General features: G+C 71.9%; 16 protein-coding genes. 11 read left to right on the forward strand and 5 right to left on the reverse strand.

The features are described from left to right. The first annotated feature begins 45 nt into the window (after positions 1 to 45). Positions 46 to 1,203, forward strand: coding sequence for a D-alanine--D-alanine ligase family protein (locus ABZ016_RS21970; RefSeq protein ID WP_356918322.1), 1,158 nt, complete (start codon positions 46 to 48; stop codon positions 1,201 to 1,203). A 31-nt stretch (positions 1,204 to 1,234) separates the two neighbouring features. On the opposite strand, the gene ABZ016_RS21975 is transcribed toward ABZ016_RS21970, so the two are convergent. Together ABZ016_RS21975 and ABZ016_RS21980 are read right to left on the reverse strand one after the other, a co-directional pair. Next, entirely contained in the window at positions 1,235 to 1,753 is a 519-nt protein-coding gene (locus ABZ016_RS21975) for a DUF3515 domain-containing protein (protein ID WP_356918323.1), read from the reverse strand. A gap of 20 nt (positions 1,754 to 1,773) precedes the next feature. Next, complete coding sequence (locus ABZ016_RS21980; RefSeq protein ID WP_003997603.1) at positions 1,774 to 2,007, reverse strand: Lrp/AsnC ligand binding domain-containing protein; 234 nt, start codon at positions 2,005 to 2,007, stop codon at positions 1,774 to 1,776. Positions 2,008 to 2,213: 206 nt separating this feature from the next. On the opposite strand from ABZ016_RS21980, the gene ABZ016_RS21985 reads away from it, so the two are divergent. Together ABZ016_RS21985 and thiD are read left to right on the forward strand one after the other, a co-directional pair. Next, positions 2,214 to 3,179, forward strand: coding sequence for a thiamine-phosphate kinase (locus tag ABZ016_RS21985; RefSeq protein ID WP_356918324.1), 966 nt, complete (start codon positions 2,214 to 2,216; stop codon positions 3,177 to 3,179). After that, positions 3,176 to 3,967 (forward strand): bifunctional hydroxymethylpyrimidine kinase/phosphomethylpyrimidine kinase, encoded by a 792-nt coding sequence (gene thiD / locus ABZ016_RS21990; protein ID WP_356918325.1) that lies wholly within the window; start codon positions 3,176 to 3,178, stop codon positions 3,965 to 3,967. Before ABZ016_RS21985 ends, thiD begins: the two co-directional genes overlap by 4 nt. 98 nt (positions 3,968 to 4,065) lie before the next feature. Here the strand turns inward: thiD and rpmB are convergent, their stop codons facing one another. Then, positions 4,066 to 4,251, reverse strand: coding sequence for a 50S ribosomal protein L28 (rpmB, locus tag ABZ016_RS21995; protein WP_003993230.1), 186 nt, complete (start codon positions 4,249 to 4,251; stop codon positions 4,066 to 4,068). A 247-nt stretch (positions 4,252 to 4,498) separates the two neighbouring features. Here rpmB and ABZ016_RS22000 point away from each other — a divergent pair, with 247 nt between their 5' ends. Further along, positions 4,499 to 6,364 carry a DAK2 domain-containing protein gene (locus ABZ016_RS22000; protein WP_356918326.1) on the forward strand — a complete coding sequence of 622 codons (1,866 nt, stop codon included), beginning with the start codon at positions 4,499 to 4,501 and terminating at the stop codon, positions 6,362 to 6,364. Positions 6,365 to 6,377: 13 nt separating this feature from the next. Here ABZ016_RS22000 and ABZ016_RS22005 read toward each other — a convergent pair whose 3' ends face one another. Both ABZ016_RS22005 and ABZ016_RS22010 read right to left on the reverse strand, forming a co-directional pair. Beyond that, positions 6,378 to 9,314 (reverse strand): tetratricopeptide repeat protein, encoded by a 2,937-nt coding sequence (locus tag ABZ016_RS22005; RefSeq protein WP_356918327.1) that lies wholly within the window; start codon positions 9,312 to 9,314, stop codon positions 6,378 to 6,380. Continuing rightward, a complete protein-coding gene (locus ABZ016_RS22010) occupies positions 9,311 to 11,149 on the reverse strand; it encodes an HSP90 family protein (protein WP_356918338.1) in 1,839 nt (612 codons plus the stop codon). The genes ABZ016_RS22005 and ABZ016_RS22010 overlap by 4 nt, the downstream gene beginning before the upstream one ends. 188 nt (positions 11,150 to 11,337) lie before the next feature. Between ABZ016_RS22010 and ABZ016_RS22015 the strand changes: the two genes are divergently transcribed. From ABZ016_RS22015 to rnc, 7 genes are all read left to right on the forward strand, one after another. Beyond that, on the forward strand, positions 11,338 to 14,571 hold the full coding sequence (locus tag ABZ016_RS22015) for a helicase-related protein (protein WP_356918328.1): 3,234 nt from the start codon (positions 11,338 to 11,340) through the stop codon (positions 14,569 to 14,571). Between the two features lie 80 nt (positions 14,572 to 14,651). Further along, on the forward strand, positions 14,652 to 15,239 hold the full coding sequence (gene rsmD, locus ABZ016_RS22020) for a 16S rRNA (guanine(966)-N(2))-methyltransferase RsmD (RefSeq protein ID WP_356918329.1): 588 nt from the start codon (positions 14,652 to 14,654) through the stop codon (positions 15,237 to 15,239). 26 nt (positions 15,240 to 15,265) lie between these two features. Further along, on the forward strand, positions 15,266 to 15,745 hold the full coding sequence (gene coaD, locus ABZ016_RS22025; protein WP_345665250.1) for a pantetheine-phosphate adenylyltransferase: 480 nt from the start codon (positions 15,266 to 15,268) through the stop codon (positions 15,743 to 15,745). Positions 15,746 to 15,803: 58 nt separating this feature from the next. Continuing rightward, positions 15,804 to 16,886: an ATP synthase F0 subunit B gene (locus ABZ016_RS22030; protein WP_356918330.1), complete on the forward strand. Its 1,083-nt coding sequence runs from the start codon at positions 15,804 to 15,806 to the stop codon at positions 16,884 to 16,886. 128 nt (positions 16,887 to 17,014) lie between these two features. Next, positions 17,015 to 17,659, forward strand: a complete 645-nt coding sequence (locus tag ABZ016_RS22035) for a YceD family protein (protein ID WP_356918331.1) — start codon at positions 17,015 to 17,017, stop codon at positions 17,657 to 17,659. Positions 17,660 to 17,661: 2 nt separating this feature from the next. Beyond that, positions 17,662 to 17,835: a 50S ribosomal protein L32 gene (rpmF, locus tag ABZ016_RS22040; RefSeq protein WP_003951102.1), complete on the forward strand. Its 174-nt coding sequence runs from the start codon at positions 17,662 to 17,664 to the stop codon at positions 17,833 to 17,835. A gap of 19 nt (positions 17,836 to 17,854) precedes the next feature. After that, positions 17,855 to 18,664, forward strand: an 810-nt coding sequence (rnc, locus tag ABZ016_RS22045; protein WP_345665251.1) for a ribonuclease III, incomplete at its 3' end; no start/stop codon positions are given.

Genomic DNA, 18,664 nt, shown 5'->3' on the forward strand with positions numbered 1-18,664 from the left:
GCGGCGCTGTCTCCGGGACCTACCAACGGGTACTCTCAAGCCGATATGAGCACCGAGAACCTCCCCCAGAGCCCCGAGCAGCCGCCTCGCAAGCCGCGTGTGGCCGTCGTGTTCGGCGGGCGCAGTTCCGAACACGGGATCTCCGTGGTCACCGCCGGCGCCGTCCTCAAGGCCATCGACCGGACCAAGTACGACGTCCTGCCGATCGGCATCACCCAGGACGGCCGTTGGGCGCTCACGGCGGACGCACCGGAGCGGATGGCGATCGTCGACCGCCGGCAGCCGAGCGTCGACCTGCTCGCCGAGTCCGACGGGGGCGGAGTGATCCTCCCGGTCGACCCGTCCAACCGTGAAGTCGTCTACAGCGAGCCGGGATCGGTGCCCAAGGCGCTCGGCGAGGTCGACGTGGTCTTCCCGGTGCTGCACGGCCCCTACGGCGAGGACGGCACCCTGCAGGGCCTCCTAGAGCTCTCCGGCGTCCCGTACGTGGGGTCGGGAGTGCTGGCCTCGGCCGTGGGCCAGGACAAGGACTACATGAAGCGGGTGTTCACCTCGTTCGGGCTGAAGGTGGGCCCCTACCTGGTGATCCGGCCGCGCGAGTGGCAGCGGGACGAGGCGGCCGCCCGCAAGAGGATCGTCGACTTCGCGGGCGAGCACGGCTGGCCGCTGTTCGTGAAGCCGGCACGCGCGGGATCGTCGATCGGCATCACCAAGGTCGACGACCTCTCCGGCCTCGACGAGGCGATCGCCGAGGCCCAGCGGCACGACCCCAAGATCCTCGTCGAGGCGGCCCTGCGCGGCCGTGAGATCGAGTGCGGTGTCCTGGAGTTCGAGGACGGCCCGCGTGCCTCGGTCCCGGCCGAGATCCCGCCGCCGGACGCGCACGCGTACTACGACTTCGAGGCCAAGTACATCGACTCGACGCCCGGCATCGTCCCCGCCCCGCTGACGCCGGAGGAGACCGCCGAGGTCCGGCGCCTGGCGGTGGAGGCCTTCGAGGCGGCGTCCTGCGAGGGCCTGGTCCGCGCGGACTTCTTCCTCACCGAGGACGGCGAGTTCGTGATCAACGAGATCAACACGATGCCCGGCTTCACGCCCATCTCGATGTACCCGCAGATGTGGCAGGCGAGCGGCGTCAGCTACCCCGAGCTGGTGGACCGCCTGGTCCAGGCGGCCCTGCACCGTTCTACGGGCCTGCGCTAGACCGCGCCCCGCGGGTGCGGACGCACGGCGCTCAGGAGGCGATCCCCTCGGGGATCGCCTTTTTCACAGCCGAGGCCAGATCGATCAGCACACCCGAGCTGTCCACACCCTTCGGCACCCCGACCTCCACGTACACCTCACGATTGGCCGTGGTGAACCGGTACCCCCCGTCGTCCTGCTTCTCCATCAGCCAGTCGACGCCGTTCACACCCCCGGCCACCGCGTCCGGATCATGCCCGCCGGCCACCCCGGGATCGACCATCTTCGGCGGCTGAGGCACACCGCAGCGAAGTATGATCGCCGGGCTGCCCCAGCCCGCCGTCAGTGCCGACGCGGGCTCGGGATCCTCGCGGCGCTCACCGTCCACCTTCCCGGGCAGTACCTTGTCCAGGTCCCGGCACAGTTCCGTGACCTTCGCGTCCGGACTGGGAACCGCCGCCGACGCGCTGTCGTCTGCCGATGAGCAGCCCGTCGCAGTGATCAACAGCGCGAGAGCGGGCAGGGGAACGACGCGGAAGACAGAACGGTGCCGGTGACGGAAAGAGTTCACCGGCACAGGGTAGACGGGGGCTACAGATGCACGACCGGGCAGGTCAGGGTGCGGGTGATGCCGTCCACTTGCTGGACCTTGGCGACCACCATGCGACCGAGGTCGTCCACGGTGTCGGCCTGTGCCCGGACGATCACGTCGTAGGGTCCGGTGACGTCCTCGGCCTGGATGACCCCGGGGATCTTGCTGATCGTCTCGGCGACGGTCGACGCCTTGCCGACCTCCGTCTGGATCAGGATGTACGCCTGTACCACGGAACCTCCAGGGCGGCCACGAGGATCATGTGGGGAAAAGGAACGCCACGGTATCGCGTCGCCGGTCACCGCGGGGAGACCCGGGGGGACCGGGTCTTGCGCGCCGGGGTGCAGGTCCGGCAGAACTTGACGGTCACATCGACCGTAGCGAGGCCCGAGAGGCCCCGCGACCGGGCACGGACAGGGACAGAAGGGGAGAACGGGTAATGAAGGGCACTGTTGGTGAGCTCGGTGAGTTCGGGCTCATCAGGGAGCTCACCTCCCGTCTGACCACCACCCCGGCGGTCCGGGTCGGCCCCGGCGACGACGCCGCCGTGGTGGCCGCGCCCGACCGCAGGGTCGTGGCCAGTACGGACATCCTGGTGGAGGGCCGGCACTTCCGCCGGGACTGGTCGACGGCGTACGACGTGGGCCGCAAGGCGGCCGCGCAGAACCTCGCCGACATCGCCGCCATGGGCGCCGTGCCGACCGCGCTGCTGCTCGGTCTGGTCGTCCCGGCCGAGCTGCCGGTGACGTGGCCGAGCGAGCTGATGGACGGGCTGCGCGACGAGTGCCAGGTGGCCGGTGCCGCCGTGGTCGGCGGTGACGTCGTACGCGGCGACTCGATCATGGTGTCGATCACCGCGCTCGGCGATCTGCGCAACCAGGAGCCGGTGACGCGGGCGGGCGCGCAGCCCGGCGACCTCGTCGCGGTGACCGGCTGGCTGGGCTGGTCGGCCGCCGGATACGCGGTCCTGGCCCGGGGCTTCCGTTCGCCGCGCGCGTTCGTGGAGGCCCACAGGCGGCCCGAGCCGCCGTACCACGCGGGTCCGGCCGCCGCCGGGCTCGGGGCGACCGCGATGTGCGACGTGAGCGACGGGCTGATCGCCGACCTGGGGCACATCGCCGAGGCCAGCAAGGTGCGGATCGACATCCGCTCCGGGGCGATCGACATCCCGTCCCAGATGAACGACATCGGGCAGGCCGTGGGCGTCGATCCGATGCAGTGGGTGCTGACCGGGGGAGAGGATCACGCGATCGTGGCGACCTTCCCGTCGGACGTGAAGCTGCCCGCCCGCTGGAAGGTCATCGGCGAGGTCCTCAACCCCTCGGCGCTGCCCCAGGTGACGGTCGACGGGGCGCCGTGGACCAGCAAGGGCGGCTGGGACCACTTCGGAGACATGGAGACATGATGTCCAACGTCCTCACTGTGGCGGGCTCCGACTCGGGCGGCGGCGCGGGCATCCAGGCCGACCTGAAGACGATGCTCGCCCTCGGCGTGCACGGCATGAGCGTCATCACGGCGGTGACCGCCCAGAACTCCCTCGGTGTGCAGGGGGCCTGGGAGCTGCCGGTGGAGGCCGTACGGGCCCAGTACCGCAGTGTCGTCGACGACATCGGCGTCCAGGCGGTCAAGACCGGGATGCTCGCCTCGGCCGAACTCGTGGAGGCGGTGGCCGAGTTGATCGCGGGCACGGACGCTCCGGCGGTCGTCGACCCGGTGGGCGTCTCCAAGCACGGCGACCCCCTGCTCGCCGCGTCCGCGCTGGACTCCGTCCGGACGAAGCTGCTGCCGGCGGCGACGGTCGCCACCCCGAACCTCGACGAGGTGGCCCAGCTCACGGGCGTGCGGGTCGAGTCGGAGGCGGAGCTGCGGCGGGCCGCCGCGGCCGTACTCGCGTACGGGCCGCGATGGGTGCTGATCAAGGGCGGTCATCTGCCCGGGGACGCCGTGGACCTGCTCACCGACGGCTCCGAGGAGCACTGGCTGCGGGCCCCGCGCCACGACAACCGGCACACGCACGGCACGGGCTGCACCCTGGCCTCCGCGATCGCCGCACAACTCGCGAAGGGACAGGCCGTGCCCGACGCCGTGGCGGCGGCGAAGGAGTACGTCACCGGGGCCGTGGCGGCCGGGTTCGCGCTCGGCGGGGGGATCGGGCCGGTGGATCACGGCTGGCGGTTCCGCGGGGGCGCGTAGGCGCTCGGCCCGACGTCTCGCGGCACGGCAAAGAGCCGGCCCACCAGAGGTGGACCGGCTCTGCAGCGAACCAGCAGTGGCCGCGCGCTAGCTGAGCGTCAGCGCGAGACCTTGCCGGCCTTGATGCACGAGGTGCAAGCGTTCACGCGCTTCGGCGTCCCGCCGACCACGGTACGCACGCGCTGGATGTTCGGGTTCCAGCGACGGGACGTACGGCGGTGCGAGTGCGAGATGTTGTTGCCGAAGCCCGGCCCCTTGCCGCAGACGTCGCAGTTGGCAGCCACCGGTCACTCCAAAGACTTCAGATGCACTTACGGTTGATCCCGGCAGGCCGGGATCAGGATCGAGGATCTGAGTGGCGTTGCCAGGGGAATGGCCCGATTTGGATCGGGCAACCGGAGCAGCATACAACGACTGCCCCAGGAGGACGAAACTACCATGCTCGGTCCGTGCCCTCACCTGGCCCGCTTCCGGTGAGCGCCGCCCCGGGGTCTACGCTGCGTGCCACGTCCATCAGCTGAGGGAGGCGCGGTGGCGCAGGTGCCGCAGACATTCTTCGATGCTCTCGCGGTGCGCACCTGGTGCGGTCTCGCCCTCGAGACCCTGGGGCGGGCGCGTGAGGAAATCGACGCGATCAATGTCTATCCCGTCGCGGACGGCGACACCGGCACGAATCTGTATCTGACCGTCGAGTCCGCCGTCGGGGCGGTCGAGGCGGTGTTCGCCGGCCACGCGGCGGGGTCCGGCCCCGAGCAGCCGACGCTCGCCGATGCCGCCCGGGCGATGGCGCACGGGGCGCTCATCGGTGCCCGTGGGAACTCCGGGACGATCCTCGCCCAGCTGCTGCGCGGTATGGCCCAGGTGCTGGCCGACGACGAGGCCGCGCGGGCCGACGGCCAGGGGCTGAGGCTCGCGCTGCGGCACGCGGCCGACTCGGCCCGGCAGGCCGTGGCCCACCCCGTCGAGGGCACCGTCCTCACGGTCGCCTCGGCCGCCGCGGACGCCGCCGGCGGCGCCGAGGGCGACTGCGGGACGGTGGCCAGGGCGGCCTACGACGGCGCACGGGCGGCCCTCGCCGAGACCCCGGGGCAGCTGCCCGTCCTGGAACGCGCCGGAGTGGTCGACGCCGGCGGGCGGGGCCTGGTCGCGGTGCTCGGGGCCCTGGTGGAGACGTTCACGGGGGAGAGGCCGCGAGGGGCCCCGGCGGCCGTGGGTGCGGCGCGGGTGAGTGCGGGGGCGGCGGGCGTGCCGGGGGCGAGGGAGTCCGCGCCCGTGGCGGCCGAGGCGGAGAGCCCGGTGGAGTCGCACGCGTACCTGGTGCCCGGCCAGGCGGACGGGTCGGCGGCGGGCGCGCACGCCGGGGCGGCCGAGGACGCGCGGAATCCGTGTGTGCCCATGGACTCCGTTGCGGAATTCACCCCTGCCGCCGGCCCGGGCGAGTGCGCCGACAGCCCCGCCCCGCCGATCCCCGACGGCCCCGCCTTCGAGGTGATCTACCTCCTGGACGCCGAGGACGCGGCCGTGACGCGGCTGCGGGAGCGGCTGGACGCGCTCGGGGACTCGCTCGTGGTGGTCGGCGGCGACGGGCTGTGGAACGTCCATGTCCATGTCGACGACGCGGGCGCCGCAGTCGAGGCCGGTATCGAGGCCGGGCGGCCCCACCGGATCCGCATCACGCACTTCGGCGCCGGTGATGTGCACACCACCGGCGCGGAGCGGCCTCCCCGCGAGCGCTCCCAGCGTGCCGTCGTGGCCGTCGTGCCCGGCGAGGGCCTGGCCGGGCTGTACGGCGAGGCCGGCGCGACCACCGTCCTCGCCCGCCCGGGGGAGCCGCCCGCGAGCGGCGAGCTCGTGCAGGCCGTACGGCGGGCCCACGCGCGCGAGGTCGTGCTGCTGCCCAACGACGCCGAGCTGCGGCACACCGCGGCGGCAGCCGCCGAGCAGGTCCGCACCGAGGGCATCCGCGTGGCCCTCATCCCGACCCGCTCGGCGGTCCAGGGCATCGCCGCGCTGGCCGTGCACGAACCGGAGCGCCGCTTCGACGAGGACGTCGTGTCGATGACCTCGGCGGCGGGGGCGACCCGCTACGCTGAGGTCACCGTCGCCGAACGCCAGTCCTGGACGATGGCCGGCATCTGCCAGGCCGGCGACGTCCTGGGCCTGATCGACGGCGACGTGGCCGTGATCGGCTCGGACGTCACCGCCACCGCCGAGACCGTCCTGGACCGCATGCTCGCGGCCGGGGGCGAAATGGTCACCCTGGTGCTGGGCGACGAGGCGCCCGACACCGTCGCCGAGCACCTTCAGGGGCGGGTCCGCGAGGGATACCTCGCCGTCGACACGGTGGTGTACCGGGGCGGACGGCAGGGCTCCCTGCTGCTCATCGGCGTGGAGTGAGCGGGACCGGCGATCAGTCGTCCGCCGCGAGGCGGAGTAGATGCTCCGCCTCCGCCCGCCGGGCCGACACCGTCGAGCGGCCCTGGCCGTCGGCCTCGGCGGCGTCGCAGCCCTCGTAGGCCGCCAGCACCGCGCGTGCGCGTGCCCTGGCTTCGGCCAGGCGGCCCATCTCGATCTCCAGCAGGCCCGCGGTGAGTTCGGCGTCGGTACGGCTGTGCAGGGCTCCCTCCCCGAGTGAGGCGAAGACCTCCGCGGACCGCAGCAGTTGGGACAGCGCCTCCTCGAACACGGCCCGGACGGCGCCGTCGTCGGCACTCCCGGAGACGGACCGGGCCAGCAGGTCACCGAACTGCCGGTGGGTGTCGCCGAGTTCGGCGACATACTGCTGCCGCGCCTCGATGTCTTGCGCCGTGTCCCGCGCCGCCTCGCACTCCCGGACCGCCTCCGCCATCAGGTCGCGTGCCTCCTCCAGCCCCTCCGGCGTCCGCAACGCCAGCCAGGCCCGGGCACGCAGCGAGCGGATCAGGCCGGGTACGTTGCCGAGTTCGCGCCACAGGTCACCCGCCCGTGCGTAGGCACGGTCCGCCTCGGCGGGCAGCCCGGCCTGTCCGAGGGACTCCCCGGCCAGGTGGGCGAGGGTCGCGTGGTCGTGCTGCTCGGGCCAGTGCCGGGCGATCCCGGCGGCCTGGAGGCGCCGTTCGGCGGCCGCGCGGTGTTCGCCGAGTTCGCTCAGACAGTCCCCGAGCCACCACTGCGTCTGCACGATCGCCCCGTCGCCGTGTGTCGCGGCCGTCAGATCGGGCAGCGCCGACTCCAGCACCTCCGCGGCCTCGGCCCATCTGCCCTGCCGCAGCAGGAACCCGCCGAGCTGCTGCCGCGCCCAGGCGCCCAGCGTGGCGCCCTCACCCGCCTCGTCGGCCCAGTGCGCGGCCTCCAGAGCGTGCCGGGCGGCCTCCACGGCCTCGCCACGGCCCCCGACGACCTCGGCGAGCTGGAGGTGCAGCTGGGCCCTCCCCGGCGCCTCCAGCTGGGCTCCGCCGTGCTCCAGGGCCGCTCGCAGCGCCCGTTCCGCCTCCGCCATGTCGCCGAGGTGGTGGGCGAGCGAGGCCAGCCGGGCCTCGTACTCCACGGCGAACCACGGCAGCCCCGCCGCGACGAACGCCGCCGCGCCCCGCGCGAACAGCTCCGCGGCCGTCTCCAGGTCCCCGTCCAGCCCCGCCAGCTCGGCGAGCATCGCCTGCGCCTCGGCGCACCGCGCGGCCAGCCGTACGCCCTCCCCGGCCCGTCCCTCGACCAGCGCCAGGACCTCCCGCACGGCGGCCCCGGCCTCGGCGCGCACCGGCTCCGCCCCGGGCCCCTCGGCCTCGTGCGCCCGCCGCATCAGGATCCGCGCCCGCCCCATCAGGACGGACGCCGTCTGGCGTATCCCCGTCTCCCCGGCGGCGTGGAGCGCGAGGACCTCGTCGTACGGGCCGGACACGGCCGCGAACGCCCCGTCCACGTCACCGGCGAGCGCGCGCACGTACGCCGCACGCGCGCGTGCCGCCAGGGCCTCCCCGGGGTCTCCCGCCGCCGCGTACAGCTCCGCGGCCCGCTCGAAGAGCACGGCGCCCTCGGGGCCGAGGCCCATCGCCCGGTGGTCGACGAGCTCGGCCTGGTCGCGCGGGTCCAGCTCGACCCCCTCCGCGGCCTCGGCGACCGCCGCCCACGCCTCCACGGCGTGAGGCCGCAGGTTGTCCGACAGCCGCCGTGCCTCGGCCAGCAGGCCGGACAGGTCCGGCTGCCCGGAGCCACCGGGCGCGACCGCCGGGGGAGCGGGCGGAGGGACCGGCCGGACGGCCGACCGCACCCCCAGCGGCAGCCGCTCCACCAGCGGTTCCCGCGCCATACGCGCGCGTGCCCGCTCGCTGACGTACGCCGTGCCGTTGCGCTCGTCGAAGCGCGCCGCCAGGGCGAGGGCCTCCGTACGCGCGTGCGCGGCGAGTTCGCGGGCGGTCCACTCCCGGCCGGCCGGACCGGGCACCTGCCGGTCGCCGAGACCGAGGCCGGTCAGGCGGTCCATGAGCAGAGCCACCACGCTGACGAAGTCCAGCCTGCTCTGCGGATGCCCCTCGTCCGTGAAGTACGCCGGCCGCTCCGCGAGCAGTTCGAGTCCGCGCGCCTCGTTGCCGGTCAGCGCGCAGAACTCCACGTGCTCCGCGTACGCCCCGCGCATGCTCTCCATGGCCCTCACGAGCCGGAAGCCCCGCAGATGGTGGGCGCGCGCCTCGTCCGTGCGGCCCAGCCGCAGCAGCGGCAGCAGGGAGGAGGCCAGGACCGTGTGCGGCTCGTGGGCGCAGGTGTACTCGCCCTCCAGCACCGGCCGCCACAGCCGGAGCGCCTCCTCGTCCCGGCCCCGCTCGGCCTGCCACCAGCCCTGCCCGTGCAGTTCGCACGCGTGGCAGTCGGCCATGATGTCCGGGTCGGCGGCCAGCCACGCGGCGTACGCCCGCTCGGCCCGCTCCACGTCCCCGACATGCGCGGCCACACTGTGCTCGGCGCTGCGCACCGCCCGCTCGGAGTGCCCGGCGAGCCGGTAACGGTGCTCCATCTCGCCGAGCCACTTCTCGATCGACGCGAGCGGGATGTGCGGCTGGTCGAGCATGCCCGCCGACACCCACTTGAAGACCCAGTGCAGCGAGTAGGCCTCGTACTCGTCGAAGTCCTCGGGCCGTTCGTCCCACATGCGCAGCAGGCGCGCGAAGGGGACGAACATCTTCCCCTTCTCGGAGCTGTAGTTGTAGACCTTCAGCTGGTGGCCGAGCGCCTCGATCACGGCGAGCGGGACGTTCAGCTTCTCCGCGGCGGTCAGCAACTCCTCGGCACGCGCGTTGCGGGCCGGGCCCTCCGGCCGGTCGGAGTTCTCCGCCATCGCCCGGCGCAGGGCGTCGAAGTCGGTGATGTCGCTCATGCCTGACCGTCCTCGCTGTGCGTGGCCCACTCCAGGAGGCCCAGGAACGCGCGGTTGAGCAGCGCCGAGTCGGCGGGCCGGAGCGGCCGCTGCGCCATCAGCAGCGCCTGCCCGTACAGCGACTCCGTGGCGGTGCCGATCAGCTCCGGGTCGTGCAGCGCGCTGATCCGCCGGACCAGCGGGTTGAGGTGGTTGAGCACCAGACGCGCGCGGGGGGCGCTGCCGCGCAGGGAGCCGAGGATGCCCGCCCACAGGTCGTCGGCATGCGCCTCGGCGTCGGCCCGGGCCTGCTCGTGCCGGGCGTCCCGGTCGTCGAGGTGCAGCGCGGGCAGGGAGAGCGGGTGGAAGGCCCGCAGCACCACGTCGCAGCCCAGCGGGTCGAGCCGGGCCCGCGCCGCCGTCAGGAAGCCCGACAGGGCCAGCTCCTCGGCCGGGTCGACCGCGTCCAGATGCGCGGTCACCGTGTCCGCGTCCAACTCGGCGACCACGGTCCCCGGCCGCACCGAGGGCAGCGCCTCCACCAGCTCGCTGTCGTACGTGTAACCACCGTTGATCACGCCGATGCCCTGCGCGGACGCGATCGGCGCGACCTGCCGGTACTCCTCGACGGTCCGCGTGAAGTGCACCACCGGGTGCCGCTGCGCGAACTCCTCCAGGGACAGCTGCCCGTCGGTCGTCTCGAACGGCAGCCACGGCAGCATCGTGCGCAGCATCTCGCGGTCGTGCCGGGCCAGCGACTTCACGCCCAGGTGGTGCACCGACAGGAACGCCGCCAGCCGCTCCGGATCGCCGGCGGCCAGACCGGTCAGCCAGGCCCGGATCCGCTCGCCCAGCGCCTCCCGGACGGCGGCCAGCGTCTCGTCCTCGTACAGCGCCTCGCGCGAGGCCGTGGGCCGCAGGCTGTCCGTGTCGAGCACACAGCGCACGAAGAACGCCCAGTCGGGCAGCAGCTGTTCGGCCCGCTCGGTCAGCAGCATGCCCTTGAGGTGTACGCGGTGCCCCGCGCGCTGCGCCGGACTGACCGCGGCCGGCAGCACGTACGCCACCCCGCGGACGCCGGCCAGCGGCACGGCCAGGTCGATCGTGTCCAGCGGGGTGAAGCCGAACAGGTCGTGACAGTGCCGGGCGAGGGCCACACGGCGGGCGGCCGGGCCCGGATACGACCGGTCCCAGGGTGCCGGAAGGTCGGTGACCGCCTCGTCGCCCACCCGGACGTCGTACGGCAGCAGCGACCCGAAGTCCCGCGCGAGCGAGCGCACCCGCTCGGGCGCGAGCCACTCGGCGGCCCCCGCCCGGGCCACCAGATGCACGGTCGTACCCGGCTCGGGACGCTCGGCGTCCGGCAGAGTCCGCACCGTGTACGAACCGTCGTCGCACGCCGCCCACTCCACCGGCGGTGCCTCCGGCGTACGGGCACTGCGGCTGACCACCCGGATCCGCTCGGCGACGACGAAGCAGGCCAGCAGACCGATGCCGAACTGCCCGAGAAAACCGGACCGCGCCTCCTGCAGGCTCTCGGCGCGCTTGGAACTGCGCCCGATCGTCGCGAGCAGGTCGTGCACGTCGGCCTCGGTGAGCCCCACGCCGGTGTCCTCGACCCGCAGCGCGCCGCCCTCCGCGGACAGCCGCACCCGGGCCGGAGCATCGGGTTCCGTCGCACGTCTGGCGGTGATGGCGTCCACGGCGTTCTGCAGCAGCTCGCGCAGATACACCTTGGGACTGGAGTAGAGGTGGTGGGAAAGCAGGTCCACCAGACCACGCAGGTCGACCTGGAACGTGTGAGGTGACTGGGGCGGATGAGGTGCCTGGGATGCCTGTGAGCTCTGGGAGTCCATCATCACGGCGCCGGTGGGGAGACTCGCGACGGCGCGGGGTCGGGCGGTCCCGGTGAGGCGGTGACCGCGAGGAGGGCCGGGAGCGCGTCATCCTAGAACCCGAACCAGCCTTCTGACCAGGGGTTTCCGGGATCTTTACGGCAACCCGGGCCCGGGCCTCTACGGCATTGTCAGTGGCGTGGTGTGCAATGGATCTCGTGCCCGCACTGGAAGAACCGCTGCAACAACCACTGAAGTCGGTGCTCGGCCCCGCCACCGCGAAGGTGATGGCCGAGCACCTCGGCCTGCTCACCGTCGGCGACCTCCTCCACCACTACCCGCGCCGGTACGAGGAGCGCGGCCAGCTCACCCACCTCGCCGACCTCCCCATGGACGAGCACGTCACGGTGGTGGCCCAGGTCGCCGACGCCCGCCTGCACAGCTTCGCCTCCGCCAAGGCGCCCCGGGGCAAGGGCCAGCGCCTCGAAGTCACCATCACGGACGGCAGCGGCCGGCTCCAACTGGTCTTCTTCGGCAACGGCGTTCACAAGCCCCACAAGGAGCTCCTGCCGGGCACGCGCGCGATGTTCGCGGGCAAGGTCTCCGTCTTCAACCGCCGCCTCCAACTCGCTCATCCGGCTTACGAGTTGCTGCGCGGTGATGCGGAAGAGTCCGTCGAGACATGGGCGGGGGCGCTGATCCCGATCTACCCGGCCACCGCCAAACTGGAGTCCTGGAAGATCGGCAAGGCGCTCCAGACGGTCCTGCCCACCGCCCAGGACGCCGTCGACCCGCTGCCGGACTCCCTGCGCCAGGGCCGGGGCCTGGTCCCGCTCCCCGAGGCCCTCCTGAAGATCCACCGCCCGCACACCAAGGCGGACATCGAGGACGCCCGCGCCCGCCTCAAGTGGGACGAGGCCTTCGTCCTCCAGGTCGCCCTCGCCCGCCGCCGTCACGCCGAGACCCAACTCCCGGCGGTCCCCCGCAGGCCCGCCCCCGACGGCCTCCTCTCCGCCTTCGACGCCCGCCTGCCGTTCACCCTCACCGACGGCCAGCAGAAGGTCTCCCGAGAGATCTTCGACGACCTGGCGACCGACCATCCGATGCACCGGTTGTTGCAGGGCGAGGTGGGGTCGGGGAAGGCCCAACCGCTCGACTCGCTGGTCCTCACACCGACTGGCTTCCACCGCATGGGGGACCTGCGGGTGGGCGACGAGGTGGTGGTGCCGGACGGGGGCATCGCACTGATCGACGGCGTCTTCCCCCAGGGAGAGCGCGATGTGTGGCGCCTGGTACTGTCCGACGGGAGTTCCGTTGAGTGTGACGACGAGCACCTTTGGATCGTCGGTACGAGTTGCGGGTGGCACCGCGGTCAGGCACCCAAGGTCATGACGACCCGAGAGATCCGTCTCGACACGTTCAAGGCCAACGGGTCCTCGAAGTGGTATATCCCAGCGGCGCAGCCGGTCGATCTCGGCGGTGACTCCGGGCTGCCCCTCGACCCGTACCTGTTCGGCCTGCTGCTGGGAGACGGCTCGTTCCGGCACAACCTTCGTCTCTCCACCATCGACGACGAGATCCGTGACGCGGTAGCGACGGCAGTGGCGCCCGAATGCCGGTTGGTAGCGGTGAAGGGATCGCGCTGTGACTACACGATCCAGCTTGTGCGGCGTGCCGGAGGCGTGCGCAACCCTGTGATCCAGGCCTTGCGTGAGTTGGGCCTCTGGGGAACGACATCGCACGGCAAGTTCGTCCCGGACGACTTCAAGAACAGGCCGATCAAGGATCGTCTCGCCCTGCTGCAAGGGCTTCTGGACACGGACGGCACCATCCAAGCCGATGGCATGAGCCTCTCCCTTTGCTCGGCTTCGCGCCGACTCGCGGAGGACGTTGCCTGGCTCGTGCGCTCTCTGGGCGGACGGGCGCGGGTACTCCCGACGAAGGCCGCCTACAACGTCGCGGTGTCCTTGCCGGACGAGTACGCCCCGTTCCGGCTCACCCGCAAGGCCGAACGCGTGCGCCCGCGGCTGAAGTACAACACATTCCGGCGCGGCATCCGGGCGGTGGAGTACGTGGGCCGGAAACCTGTCCAGTGCATCAGCGTCGCCCACCCGAGCCATGCCTACATCACCGACAACTTCACGGTCACCCACAACACCATGGTGGCCCTGCGCGCCATGCTCGCCGTGGTCGACGCGGGCGGGCAGGCCGCCATGCTCGCGCCCACCGAAGTGCTCGCGCAGCAGCACCACAGGTCGATCGTGGAGATGATGGGCGAACTGGCCGAGGGCGGCATGCTGGGCGGGGCCGAGCAGGCCACCAAGGTGGTGCTGCTCACCGGATCCATGGGTGCGGCCGCCCGTCGTCAGGCCCTGCTCGACCTCACCACCGGCGAGGCCGGCATCGTCATCGGCACGCACGCGCTGATCGAGGACAAGGTGCAGTTCCACGACCTGGGCCTGGTGGTGGTCGACGAACAGCACCGGTTCGGCGTCGAGCAGCGCGACGCCCTGCGCGGCAAGGGCAAACAGCCCCCGCACCTGCTCGTCATGACCGCCACGCCCATTCCGCGCACGGTCGCCATGACGGTCTTCGGCGACCTGGAGACCTCCGTCCTCGACCAGCTCCCCGCCGGCCGTTCGCCGATCGCCAGCCATGTGGTCCCGGCCGCCGACAAGCCCCACTTCCTGGCCCGCGCGTGGGAACGGGTCCGCGAGGAAGTGGGCAACGGCCACCAGGCGTACGTGGTCTGCCCCCGCATCGGGGACGAGGAGGACGACCCGAAGAAGGCCGGCAAGAAGAAGTCCCCGGAGGACGAGGCGGAGAAGCGCCCGCCGCTCGCGGTCCTCGACGTGGCGGAGCAGCTGTCCAAGGGGCCGCTGAGCGGCCTCACGGTGGAGGTCCTGCACGGCAGGATGCACCCCGACGACAAGGACGCCGTCATGCGCCGCTTCGCCGCAGGCGAGACCGGCGTGCTGGTCGCCACGACGGTCATCGAGGTCGGTGTCAACGTGCCCAACGCCACCGCCATGGTGATCATGGACGCCGACCGCTTCGGCGTTTCCCAGCTGCACCAGCTCCGGGGTCGCGTCGGCCGTGGCTCGGCCCCCGGCCTCTGCCTCCTGGTCACCGAGATGCCCGAGGCGAGCGCGGCCCGCCAGCGCCTGGGCGCCGTCGCCTCCACCCTCGACGGCTTCGAGCTCTCCCGCATCGACCTGGAACAGCGCCGCGAGGGCGACGTCCTCGGCCAGGCCCAGTCGGGCGCCCGCACCAGTCTTCGGATGCTCGCGGTCATCGAGGACGAGGAGATCATCGCGGAGGCCCGGGAGGAGGCGGCGGCTGTCGTGGCCGAGGACCCGGAGCTGACCCACCTTCCCGCACTACGGACGGCTCTGGACGCCCTCTTGGACGAGGAGAGGGAGCAGTACTTGGAAAAGGGCTGAGTGATGCCAACTCAGGGGCGCGGGGAACTGCGCGACCAGCCACACTGATACCTGAAGCCGCCCACGACCAAGGACCGCACATGACCCGCGTGATCGCCGGCGCAGCCGGCGGACGTCGACTCGCCGTACCCCCCGGCACCGGCACCCGCCCCACCTCCGACCGCGCACGCGAAGGCCTCTTCTCCACCTGGCAGTCTCTCCTCGGTGGCCCCCTGGACGGCGAACGAGTCCTCGACCTCTACGCGGGCTCAGGAGCCGTAGGCCTGGAAGCCCTCTCCCGCGGCGCAGGCCACACCCTCCTCGTAGAGGCCGACGCGCGAGCGACCCGCACCGTCCGCGAGAACGTGAAGTCCCTCGGCCTCCCGGGCGCCGAGGTCAGATCAGGAAAAGCGGAGCAGATCATCCGGACGCCGCCCTCGGGCGAGCCGTACCACCTGGTCTTCCTGGACCCCCCGTACGCCGTCACGGACGACGATCTTCGCGAGATCCTGCTCACACTCCGCTCGGAAGGCTGGCTCGCCGAAGAAGCCCTCGTCACCGTGGAGCGCAGCACCAGAGGCGGTGAATTCCGGTGGCCCGAGGGTTTCGAACCCCTCCGGGCCCGTCGCTACGGCGAGGGAACGTTTTGGTACGGTCGCGCCGCCTCAACGTGCGAAGACGCACGATGACCGGACCGGAGAGCGAGGGATCACAAGTGCGCCGCGCCGTCTGTCCCGGGTCGTTCGACCCGATCACCAACGGACACCTCGACATCATCTCCCGCGCCTCCAGGCTGTACGACGAGGTCTACGTCGCGGTGATGATCAACCAGGCCAAGAAGGGCCTGTTCGAGATCGAGGAGCGGATCGACCTGATCCGCCGGGTCACCGCCGAGTACGGCAACGTCCGCGTCGAGGCCTTCCACGGCCTGCTCGTCGACTTCTGCAAGCAGCGCGACATCCCGGCCATCGTCAAGGGCCTGCGCGCCGTCAGCGACTTCGACTACGAGCTCCAGATGGCCCAGATGAACAACGGCCTCTCGGGCGTCGAGACCCTCTTCATCCCCACCAACCCCACCTACAGCTTCCTGTCGTCCTCCCTGGTCAAGGAAGTCGCGACATGGGGCGGCGACGTGTCCCACCTGGTGCCGGCGGAGGTCCTCCAGGCCCTCGACGAGCGGCTGCGCAAGGACTGATGGCACTACAGTCGTCCCGTCCGTCTCCAACGCATCTGTAGAGAGTGGCGAGCACACGGTGGACGTGCAGAAGAAGCTCGACGAGATCGTCTCCGCGGTCTCCGGCGCCCGGTCCATGCCCATGTCGGCCTCGTGCGTGGTCAACCGCGCCGAACTGCTCTCCCTGCTGGAGGAGGTGCGCGCGGCGCTGCCCGGCTCCCTCGCCCAGGCGCAGGAGTTGATCGGCGACCGCGAGCAGATGGTCGAGCAGGCCCGTCAGGAGGCCGAGCGGATCATCGGCCAGGCGCACGCCGAACGCGGCTCGCTGATCTCCGACACCGAGGTCGCCCGCCGCTCCCAGGCCGAGGCCGACCGGATCCTCGCCGAGGCCCGCCAGGAGGCCGAGGAGATCCGTGCCGAGGCCGACGACTACGTCGACTCCAAGCTCGCCAACTTCGAGGTCGTCCTCACCAAGACCCTCGGCTCCGTCGGCCGTGGCCGCGAGAAGCTCCTCGGCACCGGCCCCGGCACCGACGAGCAGGGCTACGAGGACGAGGACGCCCCCGAGCGCAGCCATGACCCCGAGACGCAGCGCCGCAGCGCCGACGAGTACGTCGACGTCAAGCTCGGCGCGTTCGAGGCGGTCCTCGCCAAGACTCTGGAGGCCGTCGGCCGCGGCCGGCAGAAGCTGCACGGCCGGATCGCCACCGACGACCTCGGCTCCCTGGCCGACGACGCCGGCACCGTCCAGCACTCCAGCGACGCCGACTACCTGGCCGACCTGGCCGCCCTCGCGGAGCAGCGGCCCCCGGCCGGACAGCCCGCCCGGCAGCAGGACTACGGGCCGCCGCAGCCGGCGTACGCCCCCGCCGCCGGTTACGACCCGGCGGGGGGCGTCCCCGTCCAGCAGCAGCCCGACCCTTACGGGAGCTTCCCGCAGCAGGCCTACGCGGCCCAGCAGGACCCGTACGGCTACCAGCAGGCGGATCCTTACGCCTACCAGGGCTACGACGCCCAGCAGGCCGCGTACGACCCGAACCAGGCACAGCAGGGGCAACAGGGACACCAGGGGTACGCCCTGGACGAGACCAGTCTCTTCGACACCGGCATGATCAGCGCCGAACAGTTGCGGGCCTACGAGCAGGGCCGCGGCAACGGCTGAGCACCGGATTGGGCCGACAGCGAATGGTCCAGTATCCTGGCTCTTCGGTCGCGCGTACGTCCGCGATCAACGCTGCCCGGAACGCCGAAGGGCGGCAACCCCCTGAGCTCGCAAGATCGAAAGTTGGAATGGCCCTGAACGCCCGCCTCGACCACCGCAACCCCCTCGTGTTCGACACGCACGAGCTGGGCCGGCGGCCCGGTGCGCTGCAGCGCCTGACCCGCTCGGTCGACGCTCCCAAGGACTTCGGTATCAAGGGAGTCATCGGAGTGCCGGAAGGCGCCCCGGTGGAGCTCGAACTCCGCCTGGAGTCGGTCATGGAAGGGGTGCTCGTCACAGGCACCGCCCGTGCCGAGGCCGAGGGGGAGTGCGTAAGGTGTCTGGAGCCGCTTCGGATGGACGTCGAAGCGGACTTCCAGGAGATGTTCTCGTACCCTGACGCCGACGACCGGGGCCGCGCGATCGCGGAACCGGGCGACGACGCCGAGGAAGACGAGGACAGGCTCTTCCTCGAGGACGGCCTGTTCGACCTCGAGCCCGTGCTGCGTGATGCGGTGGTGCTCGCACTGCCGATGCAGCCGGTGTGCCAGGACGACTGCCCTGGTCTGTGCGCCGAGTGCGGCGCGCGGCTGGCGGACGACCCGGACCACCACCACGACGCCGTCGACATCCGTTGGGCGGCTTTGCAGGGACTCGCCGACACCATGAAGGACGGCGAGAAGGACGAGATGAGCGGCGCCGAACCGGGCGTCGACGAGAAGCAGGAGAAGTAGCCGTGGCTGTTCCGAAGCGGAAGATGTCGCGCAGCAACACGCGCCACCGCCGGTCGCAGTGGAAGGCTGCGGTCCCCACCCTGGTTGCGTGCGAGCGCTGCCACGAGCCCAAGCAGCAGCACATCGCGTGCCCGTCGTGCGGCACCTACAACAAGCGCCAGGTCCTCGAGGTCTGAGCGGCTGGTGAGAGGCACTGTGTCCACGCCGAAGAAGAACTCAGCGGACAACCAGGCCTCGTCCCACACGCTTCTGGAAGGGCGGCTCGGCTACAAGCTCGAGTCCGCCCTTCTGGTGCGAGCGCTGACCCACCGTTCGTACGCGTACGAGAACGGCGGTCTGCCGACGAACGAGCGACTGGAGTTCCTCGGGGACTCCGTGCTCGGCCTCGTCGTCACGGACACGCTGTACCGAACCCACCCCGATCTGCCCGAGGGCCAGCTGGCCAAGCTCCGGGCCGCGGTGGTGAACTCGCGTGCGCTCGCGGAGGTGGGCCGTGGGCTCGACCTTGGCTCCTTCATCCGGCTCGGCCGCGGTGAAGAGGGCACGGGCGGCCGGGACAAGGCATCCATCCTCGCCGACACCCTCGAAGCGGTGATCGGTGCGGTCTACCTCGACCAGGGACTGGACTCCGCGGCGGAGCTGGTGCACCGCCTGTTCGACCCCCTGATCGAGAAGTCCTCGAACCTCGGAGCCGGCCTGGACTGGAAGACCAGTCTCCAGGAGCTCACCGCGACCGAGGGGCTCGGCGTGCCCGAGTACCTGGTCACGGAGACCGGCCCCGACCACGAGAAGACCTTCACTGCTGCCGCCCGCGTCGGAGGCGTCTCGTACGGCACCGGCACCGGCCGCAGCAAGAAGGAGGCGGAGCAGCAGGCCGCCGAGTCCGCCTGGCGGTCCATCCGGGCCGCCGCGGACGAGCGCGCCAAGGCGGCGAAGGACGCCGAGGCGACGCAGTCGGCGGCGGCCCAGGCCGCCCATACCACCGTCGACGGCAGCGTCGACGGC

It is taken from the genome of Streptomyces sp. NPDC006372 (assembly GCF_040612515.1).
GTDB lineage: Bacteria > Actinomycetota > Actinomycetes > Streptomycetales > Streptomycetaceae > Streptomyces.

Excerpts from the sequence above, each read along its gene's own strand:
- ABZ016_RS21970 (WP_356918322.1), top strand. The coding sequence starts at position 46 with ATGAGCACCGAGAACCTCCCCCAGAGCCCCGAGCAGCCGCCTCGCAAG.
- ABZ016_RS21985 (WP_356918324.1), top strand. The coding sequence starts at position 2,214 with ATGAAGGGCACTGTTGGTGAGCTCGGTGAGTTCGGGCTCATCAGGGAG.
- thiD (WP_356918325.1), top strand. The coding sequence starts at position 3,176 with ATGATGTCCAACGTCCTCACTGTGGCGGGCTCCGACTCGGGCGGCGGC.
- ABZ016_RS22005 (WP_356918327.1), bottom strand. The coding sequence starts at position 9,314 with ATGAGCGACATCACCGACTTCGACGCCCTGCGCCGGGCGATGGCGGAG.
- ABZ016_RS22010 (WP_356918338.1), bottom strand. The coding sequence starts at position 11,149 with ATGGACTCCCAGAGCTCACAGGCATCCCAGGCACCTCATCCGCCCCAG.
- ABZ016_RS22015 (WP_356918328.1), top strand. The coding sequence starts at position 11,338 with ATGGATCTCGTGCCCGCACTGGAAGAACCGCTGCAACAACCACTGAAG.
- rsmD (WP_356918329.1), top strand. The coding sequence starts at position 14,652 with ATGACCCGCGTGATCGCCGGCGCAGCCGGCGGACGTCGACTCGCCGTA.
- ABZ016_RS22035 (WP_356918331.1), top strand. The coding sequence starts at position 17,015 with ATGGCCCTGAACGCCCGCCTCGACCACCGCAACCCCCTCGTGTTCGAC.